The sequence below is a fragment of the Hymenobacter sp. 5317J-9 genome (genome assembly GCF_022921075.1).
GTDB lineage: Bacteria > Bacteroidota > Bacteroidia > Cytophagales > Hymenobacteraceae > Hymenobacter.
In genome coordinates this window covers 4,351,297-4,369,711 of record NZ_CP095050.1, presented here as the reverse complement: position 1 = coordinate 4,369,711, position 18,415 = coordinate 4,351,297, and the positions used below count along the sequence as shown (strand labels likewise).

Genomic DNA, 18,415 nt, shown 5'->3' with positions numbered 1-18,415 from the left:
AAATCGGGAAATGCTCTGCAAGCACTCGTGCGGCCCTTCGGCAACTCCTGAAGCCCGCCGCGAGTACTGGCCGGGCACTGCGGGTGGTGGCAGTGCGTGTTGCCGCTGAAACCTGGCGGCGTATGGCTGCGCATCCGGGTGACTCGTGGCACTCGTCGCGAACAAGAAGGCACCGCACGAGTTGCTACTGACAGAAAAGACGGAATAGAAAATAGACCGTTTTCTTGAACTCAAGAAGCCTAATCATGCATGGCCCTGGGGCTGCATACTAGCTTTGTGGCGCCCGTAAAACATGAAATTCCAGCCCCTATTCCTTGCCTTGCTACTGGGGGCCCTTTGCATGGCCAGTTGCACCCCAAAGCAAGAGCGTACCACTGAGTCCTCTCGCTATCCTAACGGCCGCCTGCGTGGCGTAGCTGCTCTGCTAAACGGACGGTTGGACGGACGAAGCGTGGCGTACTATCCAAATGGGAAGGTGCGTGCGACTTCCTACTGGGTCGCCGGTCGCCGCACCGGTTTTACCCGGCTCTATTACCCGAATGGGGGGGTGCGCGACAGTTCCGCGTTCCGCAACGACTCGCTGCACGGCCCGGCGTTGCGTTACTACCCGAACGGCGTCCTCCAAGAACAGGCCCACTACACGAACGGTACCCAAACGGGGCTCACGATGCGGTTCGACTCGTTGGGCAAGCCGGTGGAACGCGAGATTTACAACCGGGCCGGTCGGTTAATCTACGCCAACGGATACGAACCGGGCGGGCAGCCATCCCCCGGCGGCATGATGACGCTGATTGACGCGCCGGACACGCTGAATTGGGGCGAAAAGTACACGGGCTCGGTGTCCTTTGGCTACCCGCTCCAGAAACCGGCTACGATGCTGGTTGGAACGCTGAGCAAAGGCAGAAAAGCCAGCGACTCGCCCGTGCTCGTGGACACTTTTCAGGTAGTAGCGCCCAGCCCCGACGGGCGCTTTTACTTCGCTTACTACCCCAAACGTGCCGGGAACAACGCGATGGGTTATCGATTTCTACAACCCGGAAGCCCCTGGAATGCGCGCCCCCGCAAGGATTCGTTGTCTGTGGACTACTTGGCAGGGGATATGCCTTTTTTTGTGCGTGAGCCCCGGAGGAAACAATAACGCTCCTTTCCGAGAACGAAAAGGACTGGCTCTATATCTCTTGGCCAACTGGCCCCTGTAGCGCAAACCAAGTTTACGAAACCCGTCTACGATTCACTGTTTACGAAATGGCTGGTAGGGATGAGTTTCGTAAACTCCAGCCAACAAGCGCCTACGCTTCCTCAAAGGAGGGTTAGCCGACGGTATCAGCGGCTACCCCAGCGCCTCGGCCAGGGCCTCTTTCACGCGGCGCAGCTCGCCTTCGCCCATGGCCGTGCCGCTGGGCAGGCACAGGCCGCGGGCGAAGAGGTCGGCGCACACGGCGCCGCCGTACACGGGCGCGCTGGCAAACAGCGGCTGCAGGTGCAGGGGCTTCCACAGCGGCCGGCTCTCGATGTTGCGCGTTTCCAGGTGCAGGCGCAGGGTTTCGGGCGTGACGGGGCGGGCGGGCGCGTCGGTGTCCGGGTCGGCGGGGTTCACCAGGATGGTGGTGAGCCAGCGGTTGGAGCGGCTGCCGGCCGGCTCCGGCGCCAGGGCCACCGTGATGCCGGGCAGGCGGGAAAGGTGCTCGCGGTACCAGTCGAAAATCTGGCGGCGGCGCTTCACCCGCTCCTCCAGCAGCTCCATCTGGCCGCGGCCAATGCCGGCCAGGATGTTGCTGAGGCGGTAGTTGTAGCCGGTTTGGGAGTGCTGGTAATGGGGCGCGTCGTCCTTGGCCTGGGTGGCCAGGAAACGGGCTTTTTCAGCTAATGCCTTGTCATAAGTCACGAGGGCGCCGCCGCCGCTCGTGGTCAGAATCTTGTTGCCGTTGAAGGAAAACACGCCCACCCGCCCGAAGCCGCCCAGCGGCTGCTGCTGCCACTCGGAGCCCAAGGCCTCGGCGGCATCTTCCAGAATGGGAATGTCGAATTCTTTGGCCACGGCCAGAATTTCGGGCAGCTTGGCCGGCATGCCGTAGAGGTGCACCACGATGAGCGCCTTGGGCTTTTTGCCTTGGGCTAGGCGGTCCACAATGGCCTCGCGCAGGCGCTCGGGACAGAGGTTCCAGGTATCGGGCTCGCTGTCGACAAACACCGGCGTGGCCCCCAGGTACACCACGGGGTTGGCCGTGGCCACGAAGGTGAAGGAGGGGCACAGCACCTCATCGCCCGGCCCCACGCCCAGCAAAATCAGCCCCAGGTGAATGGCCGCCGTGCCCGAATTCAGCGCCACGCAATACGGCACGCCCACGGCCGCGCAGATGTCGGCCTCAAACCCCGCCAGGTTGGGCCCGGCCGGCGCCACCCAGTTGTCTTCAATGGCCTTGTGCACGTAGTTGAGCTCGTGCCGGCCGAGGTGGGGCGGGGAAAGGTAAAGGCGGTCGTAATCCTGGCTGCGCATGCTGTCGCTTAAGAGCTGCAAAGAACGTCATGCTAGGCGCAGCCGACACGGCATTCGGGTTCCTACGATTTATTTATCTTCCTCTCAGAGTGCCCGCGCCGGCACGCCCACGGCCGTCACGTGGGGCGGAAGGTCGCGCACCACCACTGCGCCCGCCCCCACAATGCTGCCTTCTCCCACGCGCACGCCCTGAATGACCGTGGCGTTGGTGCCCAGGTAGCAGCCGGCGGCCAGCCGGGCGGCGCCGCTCAGGTTGGCGTGCGGCATCAGGGAGCAGAAATCTTCCAGCACGGCGTCGTGGCCCACGGTGCAGCCCAGGTTGAGCAGCACGAAGCGGCCCAACGAAATGTCGCAGGTCAGGATGCAGCCTTGTTGCACAATGCAGCCTTCGCCCAGCGCAATGCGCTGCTCGGGCCCCAGCACCACCTGCGGGTGCACCAACGCCGGAAACGACAGGTTGGCAGAGGTGAGGCGGCCCACCACGGCGGCCCGGCTGGCCGAGCTGCCCACGGCCACGGCCACGGCCAGCGGCTCAGCGGTGGCGTTGAGGTCGGCGCTGGTGCCGAGGTAGGGGAGGCCGGCCACGGTGGGGGTAGTCGGCGCCACGTCGTCGTAAAAGCCTCGCACGTCCCAGGCGGGGTGCGTGGCGTTGAGTTGGCGCACGAGGTGCAGCACCTCGCGGCCCAGCCCGCCGGCCCCGAATATGACGAGTGGGGTGCCGGTTTCGCCGGCTTCGTAGTCTGAGAAAAACAAGGTGGTCATAGGGTGCTATCTACGGGGAAACGGGAGGTGGGGGCGTGCCCCGGAAAGCCACGGTGGTGGCGTGGCCGGGCGTGGCCACGCCGCTGCCGCGCAGCACGCGCCCGGCCGTGCGCCACAAAATGGTCATATCCAGCCGCCACGAGAGGTTATCGACGTACCATACGTCGAAGGCAAATTTTTCTTCCCAGCTGATGGCGTTGCGTCCGTTCACCTGCGCCCAGCCCGTGAGGCCGGGTCGCGCCTCGTGGCGGCGGGCCTGGGTGGGCGTGTAGAGGGGCAGGTACTCGGGCAGCAGCGGGCGCGGGCCCACCAGGCTCAGGTCGCCGCGCAGGATGTTCCAGAGCTGGGGCAGCTCGTCGAGCGAAGTGGCGCGCAGCCAGCGGCCCGTGGCGGGCAGGCGGGCGGCATCGGGCAGCAGCTGGCCGGCGGTGTCGCGCGTGTCGGTCATGGTCTGGAGCTTGTAGAGCGTGAACAGGCGCCCGTGCCAGCCCGGCCGCACCTGCCGAAACAGCCAGCGGCCCCGGTTTTGGGCGGCGGCCACGGCGGCTCCGCCCATCAGCAGCGGCAGCGTGAGCAGCAGCAGCGGCAAGGCAATGGCCACGTCGAGCCAGCGCTTGCCGTGGCGGGCGTAAAAAGAATCGGGAGTGGGCACAGCGCAAAAGTAACTTTGCGTCGCAGGCTTTGGCCCGCGTTGCTCTTATGCTCGTTTTCCCCAACGCCAAGCTCAACCTCGGCCTCTACGTTACGGAGCGCCGGCCCGATGGCTTCCACAGCCTCGAATCGGTGTTTGTGCCCCTGCCCTGGACCGATGCGCTGGAAATTCTGCCCGCCGCGCCGGGCCAGCCCACCAGCATCACACTCACCGGCCGCCCCATTCCCGGCGACCCGGCCACCAACCTCTGCGTGCGCGCCTATGAGCTGCTACAGGCCGACTTTCCGCAACTGCCGCCCGCGCAGCTTTACCTGCACAAGATTGTGCCCATCGGGGCGGGGTTGGGCGGCGGCTCGGCTGATGCGGCATTTGCGCTCAAGGCCACCAATGAATTATTTCAGTTAGGCCTCGCGCCGGAAGCCCTGGAAAACTACGCCCGCCGTCTGGGCTCCGATTGCGCGTTCTTCATTCGCAACCAACCCGTGCTGGCCGTGGAGAAAGGCGACATTTTCGAGAAAATAGACCTCAACCTGTCCGGCCTGACGTGCGTGGTAGTGTACCCGGGGCTGCACATTGGCACGGCCGAGGCGTACGCCCGCATTGTGCCGCAGGCGCCGAAGTTTCCGCTGCGCGAAGCCCTGGCACAGCCAATGAGTACCTGGCGCGACACCGTCACCAATGATTTTGAAAAGGCCCTGGCGCCAACGTACCCGGTACTGGCCGATATTAAACAGCGCCTTTACGAGGCCGGTGCTACGTACGCCAGCCTGTCGGGCTCGGGCTCAGCGGTGTACGGGCTGTGGCCCGCGGGCGCGCAGCCCGCGCCGATGGCGTGGCCGGCCGAGTATTCTGTGTGGCAGGGCGTGCTCTAAACTGGCATGGCCGGCTCCAAATCCGGCTCTTTGTCCTTCATCAGCCGCGCCACCAGCGGGTGGATGAGCACGCTGAGCACAATGAGCAGGGTGCCAATGTAGAAGCCCATGCTCATGCGTTCGCCGTTGAACTGCGGGGCGTGCAACAGGCCCTTGGTGTGCAGCCAGTAGATGCCCGCCGCCATGGCAATGCCATACACCGGCTCGAGGTTGATGGTCAGATTGACGGCGAAAGGGGAGAGGCGCTTCATGAGCTCTACCGACGTGGAGAAGGCGTACACGGTGCACACGCCTGCCAGCAGGCCCAGCCAGAGCCAGTCTAGGCCGTGCCAGGCCAGCTGCAGGCCCCTGCCCTGGGTGAAAAAGTGGCTGTAGATGGGGAAGAACAGCGCAATGCTCAGGCAGGCCCCCAGCATCTCGTAAAAGGTGAGCCGCAGCGGCGGGTGCTGCTTTATTAGCTTCGAGTTCAGCACGCTGAACAGCGCCGACAAGCCCGCCGACAGCACCGCAACACCCAGGCCCAGCAGCTGGTCGAGTTCGGCCTGGCTTACCAGATAAAGGCCCACCATGGTGATGAGGCCCAGGCCCACCTCGTAGCCGCGCACCCGGCGCCAGAGCAGCAGCGGTTCGAGCAGCGAGGTCCACAGCGCCAGCGTGGCCAAGCCCGCCAGACACACGCTCACCGACGACAGCCGCGCCGCCAGAAAAAAGGTAATCCAGTGCGTGGCCACCAGCGCGCCCACCGCCAGCAGCCGCAGTACCTGCCCCGCCGGAATGCGCCAGGGCATGCGCCGCGCGCCCAGCAGCACGGCTAGCCCCGTGGCCGCCAGCAGCGTGCGCCAAAATACCAGCTCCACCGACGGCAGCGCAATGAGCTTGCCCAGTATGGCCGTGAAGCCCCACAGGAGCACAATGAAATGGAGCTTGAGGTAGTCGCGAAGCATAGAAGGTAAGCAAACAGAACGTCATGCAGAGCGCAGCGAAGCATCTCGCTCGGAGCAACAATCAACCGAATTAACGGTGGCACGCGAGATGCTTCGCTGCGCTCTGCATGACCGCCCAACACCTTGTCTGCTTGCTCCAGATATTACTTCGGCACAAACCGGTACAGCGCCAGCCCAATGACGCTGAATACCGTGCTGGGTACCCAGGCCGCCACCAGCGGCGAGAGGCTGCCCACCTGGGCCAGATTGCGGCTCAGCATCACGAAAATGATGAATATGAAGGCCAGCACGAACCCCAGCGCAATCTGCCCGCCCACGCCGGCTCGGGATTTTCGGGCGCTCAACGTCACGCCAATCAGCGTCAGGATGATGATGGAAAACGGGTAGGCATACCGCTCGTACTTCTCGCTCATGTAGAGCTGGGTGTCGTCGGCGCCGCGCTCTATCTTGTCCTTGATGTAGGCGTTGAGCTGCGGCAGGGTCAGGGTTTCGGCCAGCTTGTAGTTGCTGGCGAAGTCCTCGGTGCGCAGGTTCATGGTGGTGTCGCGGGCGGGCAGGGTTTGCAGGGTTTCGTCCTGCGCGCCGCGGAAGGTGCGCACCAGCTGCGGCGACAAATGCCACACGTGCTTGGTCGAGTCCCAGTTGATGGCGTCAGCCGTCAGGCGGCGGCGCAGCACGGTGCCGTCCACGGTTTCGAGGGCGAAGTGAAAGCCCACGTTGCTCGTGTTGTCGTAGCTTTCCATGTACACGTAGCTTTTCGGGCCAATCTTGATGTGCACGTTGCGCCCCTGAAACCGAAACGGCAGCTTGATATACGCCCGCTCAAACGCCACGCGCGACTTGTTGCCGATGGGCAGCACCCAGCCAATGAGCGCGAAAATGAGCAGCCCCACCACCGCCCCGCCCAGCGCATACGGCAGCATTAGTCGCTTAAAACTCACACCGCTCGCCAGAATGGCCACAATCTCGGTGCGCGCCGCCAGCTGCGCCGTCACAAACACCACGGCGATGAAAATGGTAATCGGCGAAAGCAGGTTGGCGAAATACGGAAACAGGTAGATGTAATAGCCGAAAATGATTTTACCCATCGACAAATTGTGCTGGATAAAGTCATCGTTTTTTTCGGTGAAATCAATTACACAAATCACCGACACGAGTATCACCACCGAGAAGAAAAACGCGGCCAGAAACTTCTTGATGATGTATTTATCGAGGATGTTCATGCTATGGGCAAGTTGTAATCAGAACGTCATGCTGAGCGCAGTCGAAGCATCTCGCGTGCAGCAGTAATTAAGTACTTGCGCAGTAGAGATGCTTCGACTGCGCTCAGCATGACGGCCGTTGTAGCGTTCTAGAGGCGGGTCATTACCTGCTTCACCATGCGGTCTTTCCAGGGGCCAAACGTGCCGGCCAGGATTTCCTTGCGGGCCTCCTTCACCAGCCACAGGTAGAAGGCCAGGTTGTGGGCCGAGGCAATTTGCGGGCCGAGCATCTCCTTGCACTGGAACAAATGGCGCACGTAGGAGCGGCTATAGAACGTGCTGGCGTGCCCGCCAAGTTCGGGGTCGAGGGGCGAGAAGTCGGTTTCCCACTTCTTGTTGGTGATGTTGACGATGCCCTGCGTGGTAAACAGCATGCCGTTGCGGGCGTTGCGGGTCGGCATCACGCAGTCGAACATGTCCACGCCCAGGGCGATGTTTTCCAGAATGTTGGCCGGCGTGCCCACGCCCATCAGGTAGCGCGGCTTGTCCTTGGGCAGAATGTCGCACACCAACTCGGTCATTTCGTACATCAGCTCGGCCGGCTCGCCCACGCTCAGCCCGCCAATGGCGTTGCCGGCCCGGCCCTGCTCGGCAATGAACTCGGCCGATTTGATGCGCAAATCCCGGAACGTGCTGCCTTGCACAATGGGGAAAAGGTTCTGCTCGTAGCCGTAAAGCCCTTCGGTGCTGTCGAAACGCTGGATGCAGCGCTTCAGCCAGCGGTGCGTCATGTCGAGGGAGCGGGCGGCGTAGTCATACTCGCAGGGCCAGGGCGTACACTCGTCGAAGGCCATGATGATGTCGGCCCCGATGACGCGCTGAATGTCCATCACGCCCTCGGGCGAGAACAAATGCTGGCTGCCGTCCACGTGCGAGCGAAATTTCACGCCCTCCTCCTTAATCTTCCGGGTGTTGCTGAGCGAGTACACCTGGTAGCCGCCCGAGTCCGTGAGGATGGGCCGGTCCCAGCCATTAAACTGGTGCAGGCCGCCGGCCGCACGCAGCACGTCGAGCCCCGGCCGCAGGTAGAGGTGATAGGTGTTGCCGAGAATAATCTGGGCGTTGATGTCGGTTTTCAGGGTTTGCTGCGACACCGCTTTCACGGTGCCGGCCGTGCCCACGGGCATGAAAATGGGCGTTTCGATGGCGCCGTGGGCGGTTTCGAGGCGGCCGGCGCGGGCTTTGGTGGCGGGGTCCTGGGCGAGAAGGTCAAAAGTCATAAGCAACCACAAAGGTAGCCCAGCCGCCCGGCGTCCCGTACTTTTGCCGGCCCCTTCACGCCCATAGTCCCGTTGCAGATACCCGTACCCACTTCCCCGATTTTCTGGCTGCTCGTGGCGTGCGTGGTGGTGCAGTTCATGTACGCCGCGTATTTCTTCTGGCCCTTCGCCAGCCGGCCCGCCGAAGCCCCGGCCGACGCGCCCGGGCCGGATGCCGAGCCAGTTTCCATCGTGGTATGCGCCCACAACGAGCTCGACAACCTGCGCCGCCTGCTGCCCCTGCTGCTACAGCAAGACTACCCGGCCGGCTTCGAAATCGTGCTCATCGACGACCGCAGTGACGACGATACCTACCTCTACGCCCAGCAGCTGGCCCAGTACTACCACGAGAAAGTGCGCCTCGTGAGCGTGGCCCGCACGCCCCGCGGCTTCGCTCCCAAGAAATACGCCCTCACGCTGGGCGTCAAAACCACCCGCTACGCCCGCCTGCTTTTCACCGACGCCGACTGCATTCCGGCCACCAATCAATGGCTGCGCCTCATGCAGCGCGGCTTTGCGCACGGCGGCGGGGCCGACGTGGTGCTCGGCTTTTCGGCCTACGCCGCGGCCCCCGGCTTTCTCAACCACCTCATTCGCTACGAAACGCTGCTCACCGCCGCGCAGTACCTCAGCTTTGCTTGGCGCGGCTGGCCCTACATGGGCGTGGGCCGCAACTTGGCCTACACGCGGGCCTGCTTCAACGCCACTAAGGGCTACGCCTCGCACATGCGCCTGCTCTCCGGCGACGACGACCTGCTGGTGCAGGATGCCGTGCGCTACGGCCAGCGCATCACCGTGGTGGCCGATGCCAGCGCCCACACCCTGAGCGAGCCCGCAGCCACCTGGCGTGCCTGGTGGCACCAGAAACGGCGGCATTTGTCGGCCGGCCGGGCCTACCGCCTGGCCGACCGGTTGCGCATTGGCACGTTCGTGGCGGCAAACGTGTTGTTCTACTTCGCTACGGTCGCGCTAGCATTTTCTTCAAACAATTGGGTACCTTTGGCGGTGGTATACACCCTCCGAACTTTGTTTGTGGGTGCGGTGTATGCCCGTTTGAGTAGCCGCCTGGGTCAGCCCGTAATCGTCGGGTTGCTACCCGTGCTCGACGTGGTTTATTTTTTCCAATACCTTGCCCTGGGAATCTCGCTATTCCTCAACCGCACCCTTCGATGGAAGTAAACAATCAAGATATTCAAAAGCAGTTTTCCGCCAAAGCCAAGCACGACTTCAAGTTGATTCGGGCCGCGGTGGACAACGGCGATGAAAAGGCGTATGCCGAGCTGATGCACATCTACAAGAAGCCCGTGTACCACGTGGTGCTCAAGATGGTGCGCAATCAGGACGACGCCGAAGACCTCACCATCGAAGCCTTCGCCAAAGCGTTTCGCAACCTGCACAAATTCAACCCGGAGTACGCTTTCAGCACCTGGCTGTTTCGCATTGCCACCAACAACTGCATCGACTTTATTCGCAAGAATAAAATCAAAACCATGTCGATTGACTCGGCCATCAAGGTCGACAACGGCGACGAAATCACCATCGATTTCCGCGACAACGACCTGAACCCGGCCGAGCACGCCGTGCGCAACCAGAAAATCGAAATCATGCGCCACGTGGTGGCCCGCCTGCCCGATAAATACCAGCGCCTCGTGAGCCTGCGCTATTTCGACGAGCTCAGCTACGAAGAAATTGCCACCGAGCTCAAAGCCCCGCTCGGCACTGTGAAAGCCCAGCTGCACCGCGCCCGCGAGCTGCTCTATGACATGGTGAAGCACACCAAGCAAATTATTTAAGCAGGAAAAAGCCCCGGCGTAAGTCGGGGCTTTTTTTGTGGGCGTTCAGAAGAGAAATAAGAACGTCATGCAGAGCGCAGCGAAGCATCTCGTGTGCGCAACTAAATGTAATCGGAGCAACGAAGCGGTAGAGATGCTTCGACTGCGCTCAGCATGACGTTCCATGTCGTAGCAAAGGCCCAAACCGTGCACCTTTGCACCCATGAACCTTTTGCAGCACTACTTCCCCGCGCTCACGCCCCAGCAGCTTCAGCTATTTCAGCAGCTTGAAACCGAGTTTCGGGCCACCAACGAAGCCATCAACCTCGTGTCGCGCACCGACATGGACAATTTTGTGGAGCGCCACGTGCTGCACTCGCTGGGCATTGCCAAAGCCATCCAGTTCCCGAAAGGCAGCGCCGTGCTCGACGTGGGCACCGGCGGCGGCCTGCCCGGCCTGCCGCTGGCCATCATGTTTCCGGAGGTCCATTTCCACCTCGTCGACAGCATCGGCAAGAAAATCCGGGCCGTGCAGTTCATGGCCGCTGCGCTGGGCCTCAACAACGTAACCGCCGAGCAAACCCGCGCCGAGCAGCTGCGCCAGAAGTTCGACTACGTGGTGAGCCGCGCCGTGGCCCGCCTCGCCACCTTCCACCCTTGGATTGCGCACCGCTTCAAACCCCAGGGCGCACCCGGCGCGGGCCTCTACTACCTGAAGGGCGGCGACCTGACCGAGGAAATTGCCGAGTCCGGCCTCAAGGCCAAAGTCACGGATTTGAGCAGCTTTTTCGAAGAGGAATTCTTCGAAACCAAAAAGGTGGTTTTTGTACCTGCGAAATAAGAGGACAGGGGGCATCCATTTACGCCGGTACTTCGGCCGTAAGAAATTCCACCGCGCGCCGCTCCGAATAGTACTCGCCGTTGCTTTCGGCAAAGCCCACGTGCCCGCCTTCCGGTGGCGTTTCCAGAAATACGTAGGCCGACTGCTCCGCCACCTCCCGCGGAAAGCACGAAGCCGGCAGAAACGGGTCGTTCTGGGCATTCACCAGCAGCGTGGGCACCCGGATGCCGCTCAGGTAGCGCCCAGAGCTGGCGTGCTGGTAGTAGGCATCGGCCGAGTCGAAGCCGTGCATGGGCGCGGTGTACTTGTTGTCGAACTGCGGAAAGTCGCGTAGCGCGTCCAGGCCTTCCACGTCCACTTCGCCCGGCATCAGGGCCGCCTTGTCGCGAATTTTTTGGCGCAGCGATTTCAGGAAACGGCGCATGTACACTTGGTTTTGCGGCCGGCCGATGTGAATGGAACTGGCCCGCAAATCGGTTGGCACCGAAAACACGGCCGCGCGCTGCACCTCGGCCGGCACGCGGCCGGCATCTTCGCCCAGGTACTTCAAGGTCACGTTGCCGCCGGCCGAGAAGCCCAGCAGGTAGGCCCGGCGGTAGCGGCCGGTAGCCAGCGCGTGGCGCAGCACGGCGTCCAGGTCTTCGGTGTCGCCGAGGTGGTAGGAGCGGAGTAGGCGGTTCATTTCGCCGCCGCAGCTACGGTAGTTCCAGGCCAGCGCGTCGAGGCCGGCGCGGTTGAGCGCGCGCACCATGCCGCGCACGTAGGGCCGTGAAGCATCGCCCTCCAGGCCGTGCGACACGATGGCCAGGCCATCGGTGGGGCGCATCTCGGGCAGGCGGCTCCAGTCCAGGTTCAGGAAGTCGCCGTCGGGCAGCTCCAGGCGTTCGCGCTGGTAGGCCACGTCGGGCACGGTGCGCCACAGGCTGGGCACGATGGTTTGCAAGTGGCCGTTGAAAAGGTAAAACGGCGGCTGATAAGCGGGTTTCGATACAAGGGGCATGGCGCGGGGTGGCTAACGGATACTAGAAGCGCGCTGGGTGGGCAGGTAGTAAAGTTCGGTAGTAATCGGCATGCATACTAATTTAGCAGGCCAAAATGAAGTGGACGTGAATAGGGCATCCGGTTGGCCTGAACGAGTGTGGCGGGCTTTTTCCCCGTCATTGCCGACGGCAGGTGTCCGAAACGGCTTTGCATCAATATTTTTGATGGCATGGTTTGAAAATGTCAGACGGTTTCGTACCTTTGCCCTCCCAAACACAGAACTAAAGCATAACGCTCCTATATATTTCCTGCTCATGGCAAACCATAAGTCGGCCCTCAAACGCATCCGCAGCAACGAAGCCAAGCGCGTGTTGAACCGTTACCAGCACAAATCCACCCGCACGGCCATCAAGAAGCTGCGCACGACGACCGACAAAACGGCTGCTCAGGAATTGCTGAAAAAAGTTACTTCGATGTTGGACCGTCTGGCCAAGAAGAACATCATCCACAAAAACAAAGCTGCTAACAACAAAAGCAAGCTGACAAAGCTCGTTAACGCGCTCTAGTGCGACTACGAGTTTAGCGAGGCCAGGCTGCGCCGCCCCAAGGCCTGGTCTCGCGCTCATCACAGAAGCCCCGCTCGGAAACGTGCGGGGCTTCTTGCGTTCAGTCCAATAGGTGCTTGATAAAGTGCTCAAGTGGCGTACCTTACCGGTCCTGTTCCACGTCAAGCTACCCCTGCGCATGAAACACGCCTACCGCTGGGCGCGGCCGTTGCTGGCCGTGCTGCTCTTTATTGGATTCAGCGCCCGGGCGCAACAGGCCTGGCGGCCGTTTCGGCCGGGCCTGATTTATACCTTTAGTCCGGTTGCGGCAACGGGGGCAGCCAACGCCTATACCCTGAAGCTCGATTCGGCTTACGTCACGGCCGCCGGGGATTCGGCCTGGGCCTTCAACCGCGTGATGCGCGACGTGACGGGTAAAGTGCCGGATAACGACGCGTTTGCCTTCCGCAAAAGCCGCAACAACCTCTTCGGGCAGCGACTGGTGTGGCAGCCGGGTTCCTCGGAGTTTACATTGGAAACCCTGACCGAGGGCACGGCGCAAACCGGCGCCGCGCTGCGCCTGCGCCCGCGGGCCGCCGTGGGCAGCACGTGGCTGGCCAGCGGCGCCGTGATGGCCACGCTGAGCAGACGCGGCCCACAAACGGTGAACGGCCAGCCCGACACAGTGGCCACCATCACCCTGAGTACGGGGCCGGTGCTGCGGCTGAGCCGGCGCTTCGGCCTGCTGGAGGGGCCGCAGTGGCTGGCGCTGGGCAGCGGCACAGCGCAGTGGCGGGCTGCGCAGGTGCCCCAAACGCTGGCGCAGTCACCCTATTATCCCACCACGCTATTTGGCCTGGCGCCCGGCGATGAGCTGGGGTATGCGTGGCAGCCTTTCTATTTCGGTTTCTCCCCCTGTGAAGAGGGCGTGGTGCTGCGGCGCATCACGGCGCGGCAACTGACCCCCGACAGCCTGGTTTTTCTGCTGCAGGAGCAGCGCCGGGGACAGCGGTACGGCATGCCCGAGTGCAGCGGCCCCGTGGGGCCTTTCACGGACCCGGTGGTGTCGAAGCGTTGGGCTTTTTCGTTGCGCACGGGCAAGTCGCCGCAGTTCACGGCGCTGCCGCTCCTCACGGGCGAATACGGCCCCGCCCATGCCGGCCCGAGTGCGCCGCTGGTGATGGGAAGAGTCCTTGTGGGCGCTCCGGCAGGCGGCCTGTGCCAAACGCCGCTACAGATTCGCTACCAGCGGGTTTTCAGTTTTCAGGCCAACACCCTGCCGGGCCAATACCGGCCTGGGATAGACTCGCAAGGCTGGCAGCAAACTTTTGCCGTTGCCGACCCTTCGGCCCCCGGCCCCAGCGGTGTAGGCGACATGGCGACGTATGACCTCGGGTTGCGCTACGTCCGACGCACCCTGCCCAGTGGTTTGGTTTACACGTGTGGCTTGGCCGGTAGTTTCACGGGCCTGCTGCCCACGCGCGCCGCGCAAGCTGCGGCTTTGGGCGCGCTGCACCCCAACCCGGCCACCGACGTGGCCACGCTCACGCTGGCCCAGCCCGCCCGCGTCGGCCAGCAGCTACGCCTGACCGACGCGCTGGGCCGCGTGGTGTGGAGTGCGCCCGTGGCCGCTGGGCAGACCATAGCAACGGTGCCCCTCACCGGGCGGCCCTCTGGCTTTTATCTGCTCAACCTGAGCGGCTCCGGTTCCTCAACTACCTGGAAGCTCATCCACGAATAAGCCCATCTGCTACCTAACTTCTGCTGGTTTGCTATGAAACACATCTACTCTTGGGCGCGGCCGCTGCTGGCGGCGCTGTTCCTTTTCATGGGCTTTGGCGTGCACGCCCAGCAGGCTTGGCGGCCGTTTCGGCCGGGAATGATTTACAGCTACGCGCTACGCAACAGCACCAACGTCACGCACACGTTGCGGGTCGACTCCGCCTATGCCACGCCGGCCGGCGATTCGGTGTATGCGTTCAACCGCGTGATGCGGCGAATGGCTGGCTCTTCCGGCGCGGGCACGTTTGCGAAGAGCCGCAACAACCTGTTCGGTGCGCGCATGCGCTGGACGCCCGGGCAGGGATTTTACATCCTGGAAAGCGACGCCCAAAACAACGTGCAAAACGCGACGGCGCTTCGCATCTACCCGCGCGCCAGCGTGGGGCAAACGTGGGTGGCCAGCGCCTCGCCGTTGATGACGGCTATTGTGCAAGCCCGAAGCCAACTCCCCATCCTGGCGGGAACACTGGATTCGGTGGTGACCATCGAACTGCGCAACGGCACGTCCACCACCGGGCCGCCGGTGGTGGCATTCACGCTTTCCCGCACCCACGGGCTGGTGGAAGCCACGCCGTGGCTGGGGGCGGCTGCCCCCGGCACGCCGACCAGCGCGCCGCTGATGGCCGCCCTGCCGGCACCACTGCTGCGGTCGGCGTATAGCCCGCTGGCCCTCTTCACCATGCAGCCCGGCGATGAGATGGGCTATTATTGGGAGCCCTTCAATTACCTAAGTGGCATCTTCTGTTCCAACTCCTACACCCTGCGCCGCATCCTGACGCGGCAGCAGCGGGCCGACAGCCTGGTTTTCACGTACCGCGAACAGACGCGTTCTGAGAATTTTGGCTGGTCTGTGTGCGGAGGGGTTCCGGCATCGGTCACCATTGGGTCGGTGCAAACGCGCCGGATGGCAGTTTCGCTCGTCACGGGGGCCTCGCCGCAGTTTCCGGCCCTGGCATTGCTCGCCGGCGAATACAAGCCGGACCCCGTTTTCACCTTTCGCCAAGGGCAACTGATGGGCGTGGGCATCATGCCCAATTTCGCCAACGACTGCCTGAGCAGCGGCAACTACCTGCCCTACACCCGGGTGTACGTCAACAGCACGGGCGGCCCAACCACGCCGCCTACCTACTCGCTGGGCATGGACGTATTCGCGTGGCAGCAGTCGTTTGGGGGCGCGCCGGGACTGGGCGACGTGGCCACCGGCGAAACCAGCATGGTGTATTACCGCCGCAGCACGGGCACGCCCCTGGTGTGCGGCTCCTTTATCAACTTCGCCAGCCTGCTGCCCACCCGCGCCGCCGAAGCGGCCAGCGTGGCCACCCTGCACCCCAACCCGGCTACCAACGCAGCCGCGCTCACGCTGGCGCAGCCCGCCCGCCCGGGGCAGTTCCTGCGCCTAACCGACGCGCTGGGCCGCGCCGTGTGGAGCACGCCTGTACCCATCGGGCAAACCACGGTGCCCGTGCCCCTGGCCGGGCAGCCCGCCGGCCTCTACCTGCTGCACTTGAGCGGCCCGGACGCTACAGTAACCTGGAAGCTCACCCACGAATAAGAAATACCCATCACAAAAAAGCGCCCGCTGCACATGCAGCGGGCGCTTTTTTGTGAGAGACCAAAGTGTCTTACGCCACGCTCACTTTCACCATGTTGGCTTTGCCCTTGTCCTGGATGGGCATGGAGCCGGTGTTGATGAACACATCGCCGGCTTCGAGGTGGCCGGTGGTGGTGAGGACGTAGCGGATGTCCGTAATGGTGCTGTCGGTGCTGATGAGGCGGTCGTAGTAGAAGCTGCGCACGCCCCACACCAGGCTCAGCGCCGTGAGCAGGTTGCGGTTATCGGTGAAGATAAAAATGTTGGCTTTGGGGCGGTACTTGGCCAGCTGGAAAGCCGTGTAGCCGTGGTGCGTCATGCCGGTAATGGCCTTCGAACCTGTATTCTTAGCCAGGTGGCAGGACGCGGACAGCACGCTGTCGGCCATGAAGTTGGGGCCGTTGGGGTCGATGGGCCACCACTTATGGAACAGCTGCGGGCTGCGGCTTTCCACGCTCAGAATGGTGCCCACCATCGAGCGAATCACCTCGGCGGGGTAGGCGCCCACGGCGGTTTCGGCCGAGAGCATCACGGCGTCGGCGCCGTCGAGCACGGCGTTGGCCACGTCGCTGGTTTCGGCGCGGGTGGGGCGGGGGGCGGTTATCATCGACTCCATCATCTGCGTGGCCACGATGACGGGCTTGCCGGCGGCGTTGCACTTGGCAATAATCATTTTCTGGGCCATTGGCACCTCTTCCATCTTCACCTCCACGCCGAGGTCGCCGCGGGCCACCATCACGGCGTCGGTGATGGCGATGATTTCGTCGATGTTGCGCAGGCCGTCGGGCGTCTCAATCTTGGCCACCACGCGGGTGGTTTTGCCGGCCTCGGCAATGATTTGCTTGATGAAGCGGATGTCGTCGGCTTTGCGGGCAAAGCTGAGGGCCACCCAATCCACGTCGTGTTTCAGGCCAAACTGCAGGTCCTCGATGTCTTTTTCGGTCATGCTCGGCGCCGACACTTCCGAATCGGGCAGGTTGATGCCTTTGCGGGGCTTCACCAGGCCGCCATACACCACTTCCACGTCCACCTCGGTTTCGCGGTCGGTGGCCAGCACTTTCAGCTCAATCTTGCCGTCGTCAATCAGAATCATGTCGCCGGCCTTCACGTCGCGGGCCAGGCCCATGTAAATGGTGCTCAGGCGCGTGGCCGTGCTGATTTCCTTCTCGCCGCACACCAGCTTCAGCTTATCGCCGGCCTTGATTTCGACGCCGCCGCCTTCCACTTCGCCCAGGCGAATCTTGGGGCCCTGCAAATCCTGCAGCAGCCCCACCGAAGTGCGCATGTCCTTATTGAGGCGGCGCACGGTGTTGATTACGCTCAGGTGGTCTTCGTAGGAGCCGTGCGAAAAGTTGAGGCGAAACACGTCCACGCCTTCGCGGATAAGCACGCCCAGACGCTCGTAGGTATTGGAAGCGGGGCCCACAGTGGCCACGATTTTGGTTTTGTTGAAAACAGGAGGGTTATCCATGCGAATTGCAAAAATGTCGGTACAAAAAAACTCCCCACCTGAAAAAGGAGGGGATGGGTTGCCTACAGTACATCGGCTGAAGTAGCAGGCGCTGAAAGAGACAGGCCCTGGTTTACAGGGGCCCAGCAGGGCAAAAGTCGTTTAATTAAATTGAAATGCCTATTGCCGACGGGGCAATTGTCATGAAGATGTCAATACCATTGCGAAAAGGCCCTGTCTCCAAACCACGCTGGCGGCAATAATTCCACTGCCCGCCAGCTCCACCTCACAGAATCAGGTTCTCCTTGTACTTGAGCGTATTGGGGTCGAACTGGCACACGTACTGCACGGCATCGAGGGCGGCAAGCTGCTCCATCAGCTCATGGTCGGCCAGGGCCCCGGTGCCGTTGGTGACGGCCAGCAGGTAGTCGTACTCCTTGATGTCGGGCGCCAGAAAGGGCTTTTTGAGCGTGGAGGGCGCCACTGAGCGGTTGCGCAGCAGCCGGAAGGTGAGGGCCTCGGTGGCGTGCAGGTAGTGCGTGAACACGAGCCGGCCGCGGCTGAGCAGATTGAGCAGCAGTTCGGGCTGCTTCACCAGGCGCAGGCGCAGGGCCCGGTTCAGGGTCCAGGCCAGGGTGTAGTCGCGGGTGCTGCTCACCAGCCCAAACAGGGCAAAGTCGCACTCGTAGTCAACGTCGAGGGTGAAGGTTTTCATAGCAGCCGCAAAAAGGGCACCCGCGGGCGGGCAGGGCAAAGCTACGGCCTGCGCGGGGCGGTTGCCAGCCGCACCGCCATAATGTTGTACCCCTATTTGAAAAGCGCGGCCGTGGGTTCATTGGAAAATCTCTCGTTACTTTGTGCCGTAGTTTTCCTTAAACCCCCACGGAAATGTCTGAAATCGCAGAAAAAGTAAAGGCCATTATTATTGATAAACTGGGCGTTGAAGCCTCGGAGGTTACCCCCGAAGCAAGCTTCACCAACGACCTGGGTGCTGACTCGCTGGATACCGTTGAGCTCATCATGGAGTTCGAAAAGGAGTTCAACGTGAGCATCCCCGACGACCAGGCCGAGAACATCGGCACCGTGGGCCAAGCCATTAGCTACCTCGAAGAGCACGCCAAGTAGTATTTCGTCACCGTCCAGCATTGCGAGCAATTTGAGTTGTAGCCTTTACCCCGGTTCCTCGTTTCGTTCGGCGTGACCCC

General features: G+C 62.5%; 18 protein-coding genes. 9 read left to right on the top strand and 9 right to left on the bottom strand.

The genetic code is table 11. The annotated features are described in order from the left end of the window. Positions 1–475 precede the first annotated feature (475 nt). Positions 476–1,138: a hypothetical protein gene (locus tag MUN81_RS18325; protein WP_245113098.1), complete on the top strand. Its 663-nt coding sequence runs from the start codon at positions 476–478 to the stop codon at positions 1,136–1,138. 192 nt (positions 1,139–1,330) lie between these two features. Here MUN81_RS18325 and MUN81_RS18320 read toward each other — a convergent pair whose 3' ends face one another. The 3 genes from MUN81_RS18320 to MUN81_RS18310 all read right to left on the bottom strand — a co-directional run bounded on the left by MUN81_RS18320 (position 1,331) and on the right by MUN81_RS18310 (position 3,911). Beyond that, positions 1,331–2,518 carry a DegT/DnrJ/EryC1/StrS family aminotransferase gene (locus MUN81_RS18320; RefSeq protein WP_348533146.1) on the bottom strand — a complete coding sequence of 396 codons (1,188 nt, stop codon included), beginning with the start codon at positions 2,516–2,518 and terminating at the stop codon, positions 1,331–1,333. Between the two features lie 63 nt (positions 2,519–2,581). Continuing rightward, entirely contained in the window at positions 2,582–3,259 is a 678-nt protein-coding gene (locus MUN81_RS18315; RefSeq protein WP_245113096.1) for an acetyltransferase, read from the bottom strand. A gap of 10 nt (positions 3,260–3,269) precedes the next feature. Then, a complete protein-coding gene (locus tag MUN81_RS18310; RefSeq protein ID WP_280638219.1) occupies positions 3,270–3,911 on the bottom strand; it encodes a sugar transferase in 642 nt (213 codons plus the stop codon). Between the two features lie 47 nt (positions 3,912–3,958). On the opposite strand from MUN81_RS18310, the gene ispE reads away from it, so the two are divergent. Continuing rightward, positions 3,959–4,783: a 4-(cytidine 5'-diphospho)-2-C-methyl-D-erythritol kinase gene (gene ispE, locus MUN81_RS18305; RefSeq protein WP_245113094.1), complete on the top strand. Its 825-nt coding sequence runs from the start codon at positions 3,959–3,961 to the stop codon at positions 4,781–4,783. On the opposite strand, the gene MUN81_RS18300 is transcribed toward ispE, so the two are convergent. The 3 genes from MUN81_RS18300 to tgt all read right to left on the bottom strand — a co-directional run bounded on the left by MUN81_RS18300 (position 4,780) and on the right by tgt (position 8,209). Continuing rightward, the gene (locus MUN81_RS18300) at positions 4,780–5,727 is read right to left on the bottom strand and encodes a DMT family transporter (RefSeq protein ID WP_245113092.1); all 948 of its coding nucleotides are present in this window, start codon (positions 5,725–5,727) and stop codon (positions 4,780–4,782) included. The two genes, ispE and MUN81_RS18300, sit on opposite strands and share 4 nt — an antisense overlap. A gap of 143 nt (positions 5,728–5,870) precedes the next feature. Further along, positions 5,871–6,950: an LptF/LptG family permease gene (locus MUN81_RS18295; protein ID WP_245113090.1), complete on the bottom strand. Its 1,080-nt coding sequence runs from the start codon at positions 6,948–6,950 to the stop codon at positions 5,871–5,873. 128 nt (positions 6,951–7,078) lie between these two features. Next, complete coding sequence (gene tgt, locus MUN81_RS18290) at positions 7,079–8,209, bottom strand: tRNA guanosine(34) transglycosylase Tgt (RefSeq protein WP_245113088.1); 1,131 nt, start codon at positions 8,207–8,209, stop codon at positions 7,079–7,081. Between the two features lie 72 nt (positions 8,210–8,281). On the opposite strand from tgt, the gene MUN81_RS18285 reads away from it, so the two are divergent. The 3 genes from MUN81_RS18285 (at position 8,282) to rsmG (ending at position 10,861) form a co-directional block, all read left to right on the top strand. Continuing rightward, a complete protein-coding gene (locus MUN81_RS18285; RefSeq protein ID WP_245113086.1) occupies positions 8,282–9,427 on the top strand; it encodes a glycosyltransferase in 1,146 nt (381 codons plus the stop codon). After that, positions 9,418–10,041, top strand: coding sequence for a sigma-70 family RNA polymerase sigma factor (locus MUN81_RS18280; RefSeq protein ID WP_190922977.1), 624 nt, complete (start codon positions 9,418–9,420; stop codon positions 10,039–10,041). The genes MUN81_RS18285 and MUN81_RS18280 overlap by 10 nt, the downstream gene beginning before the upstream one ends. A 202-nt stretch (positions 10,042–10,243) precedes the next feature. Next, entirely contained in the window at positions 10,244–10,861 is a 618-nt protein-coding gene (gene rsmG / locus MUN81_RS18275) for a 16S rRNA (guanine(527)-N(7))-methyltransferase RsmG (RefSeq protein ID WP_245113079.1), read from the top strand. Positions 10,862–10,880: 19 nt separating this feature from the next. On the opposite strand, the gene MUN81_RS18270 is transcribed toward rsmG, so the two are convergent. Continuing rightward, positions 10,881–11,861 (bottom strand): alpha/beta fold hydrolase, encoded by a 981-nt coding sequence (locus MUN81_RS18270; protein ID WP_245113077.1) that lies wholly within the window; start codon positions 11,859–11,861, stop codon positions 10,881–10,883. Positions 11,862–12,156: 295 nt separating this feature from the next. Here MUN81_RS18270 and rpsT point away from each other — a divergent pair, with 295 nt between their 5' ends. The 3 genes from rpsT to MUN81_RS18255 all read left to right on the top strand — a co-directional run bounded on the left by rpsT (position 12,157) and on the right by MUN81_RS18255 (position 15,721). Then, positions 12,157–12,408 carry a 30S ribosomal protein S20 gene (gene rpsT / locus MUN81_RS18265; RefSeq protein ID WP_168674786.1) on the top strand — a complete coding sequence of 84 codons (252 nt, stop codon included), beginning with the start codon at positions 12,157–12,159 and terminating at the stop codon, positions 12,406–12,408. A 178-nt stretch (positions 12,409–12,586) separates the two neighbouring features. Then, a complete protein-coding gene (locus MUN81_RS18260; RefSeq protein WP_245113075.1) occupies positions 12,587–14,128 on the top strand; it encodes a T9SS type A sorting domain-containing protein in 1,542 nt (513 codons plus the stop codon). A 33-nt stretch (positions 14,129–14,161) separates the two neighbouring features. After that, complete coding sequence (locus tag MUN81_RS18255; protein WP_245113074.1) at positions 14,162–15,721, top strand: T9SS type A sorting domain-containing protein; 1,560 nt, start codon at positions 14,162–14,164, stop codon at positions 15,719–15,721. Positions 15,722–15,791: 70 nt separating this feature from the next. Here the strand turns inward: MUN81_RS18255 and pyk are convergent, their stop codons facing one another. Together pyk and MUN81_RS18245 are read right to left on the bottom strand one after the other, a co-directional pair. Next, positions 15,792–17,231 carry a pyruvate kinase gene (pyk, locus tag MUN81_RS18250; RefSeq protein WP_245113072.1) on the bottom strand — a complete coding sequence of 480 codons (1,440 nt, stop codon included), beginning with the start codon at positions 17,229–17,231 and terminating at the stop codon, positions 15,792–15,794. A gap of 265 nt (positions 17,232–17,496) precedes the next feature. Then, a complete protein-coding gene (locus tag MUN81_RS18245; RefSeq protein WP_245113070.1) occupies positions 17,497–17,925 on the bottom strand; it encodes an IPExxxVDY family protein in 429 nt (142 codons plus the stop codon). Positions 17,926–18,098: 173 nt separating this feature from the next. Here MUN81_RS18245 and MUN81_RS18240 point away from each other — a divergent pair, with 173 nt between their 5' ends. After that, complete coding sequence (locus MUN81_RS18240) at positions 18,099–18,335, top strand: acyl carrier protein (protein ID WP_019948606.1); 237 nt, start codon at positions 18,099–18,101, stop codon at positions 18,333–18,335. Positions 18,336–18,415 lie beyond the last annotated feature (80 nt).

Excerpts from the sequence above, each read along its gene's own strand:
- MUN81_RS18300 (WP_245113092.1), bottom strand. The coding sequence starts at position 5,727 with ATGCTTCGCGACTACCTCAAGCTCCATTTCATTGTGCTCCTGTGGGGC.
- MUN81_RS18260 (WP_245113075.1), top strand. The coding sequence starts at position 12,587 with ATGAAACACGCCTACCGCTGGGCGCGGCCGTTGCTGGCCGTGCTGCTC.
- MUN81_RS18270 (WP_245113077.1), bottom strand. The coding sequence starts at position 11,861 with ATGCCCCTTGTATCGAAACCCGCTTATCAGCCGCCGTTTTACCTTTTC.
- MUN81_RS18280 (WP_190922977.1), top strand. The coding sequence starts at position 9,418 with ATGGAAGTAAACAATCAAGATATTCAAAAGCAGTTTTCCGCCAAAGCC.
- MUN81_RS18245 (WP_245113070.1), bottom strand. The coding sequence starts at position 17,925 with ATGAAAACCTTCACCCTCGACGTTGACTACGAGTGCGACTTTGCCCTG.
- rsmG (WP_245113079.1), top strand. The coding sequence starts at position 10,244 with ATGAACCTTTTGCAGCACTACTTCCCCGCGCTCACGCCCCAGCAGCTT.
- MUN81_RS18240 (WP_019948606.1), top strand. The coding sequence starts at position 18,099 with ATGTCTGAAATCGCAGAAAAAGTAAAGGCCATTATTATTGATAAACTG.
- MUN81_RS18295 (WP_245113090.1), bottom strand. The coding sequence starts at position 6,950 with ATGAACATCCTCGATAAATACATCATCAAGAAGTTTCTGGCCGCGTTT.
- MUN81_RS18315 (WP_245113096.1), bottom strand. The coding sequence starts at position 3,259 with ATGACCACCTTGTTTTTCTCAGACTACGAAGCCGGCGAAACCGGCACC.
- rpsT (WP_168674786.1), top strand. The coding sequence starts at position 12,157 with ATGGCAAACCATAAGTCGGCCCTCAAACGCATCCGCAGCAACGAAGCC.
- pyk (WP_245113072.1), bottom strand. The coding sequence starts at position 17,231 with ATGGATAACCCTCCTGTTTTCAACAAAACCAAAATCGTGGCCACTGTG.
- tgt (WP_245113088.1), bottom strand. The coding sequence starts at position 8,209 with ATGACTTTTGACCTTCTCGCCCAGGACCCCGCCACCAAAGCCCGCGCC.
- ispE (WP_245113094.1), top strand. The coding sequence starts at position 3,959 with ATGCTCGTTTTCCCCAACGCCAAGCTCAACCTCGGCCTCTACGTTACG.
- MUN81_RS18255 (WP_245113074.1), top strand. The coding sequence starts at position 14,162 with ATGAAACACATCTACTCTTGGGCGCGGCCGCTGCTGGCGGCGCTGTTC.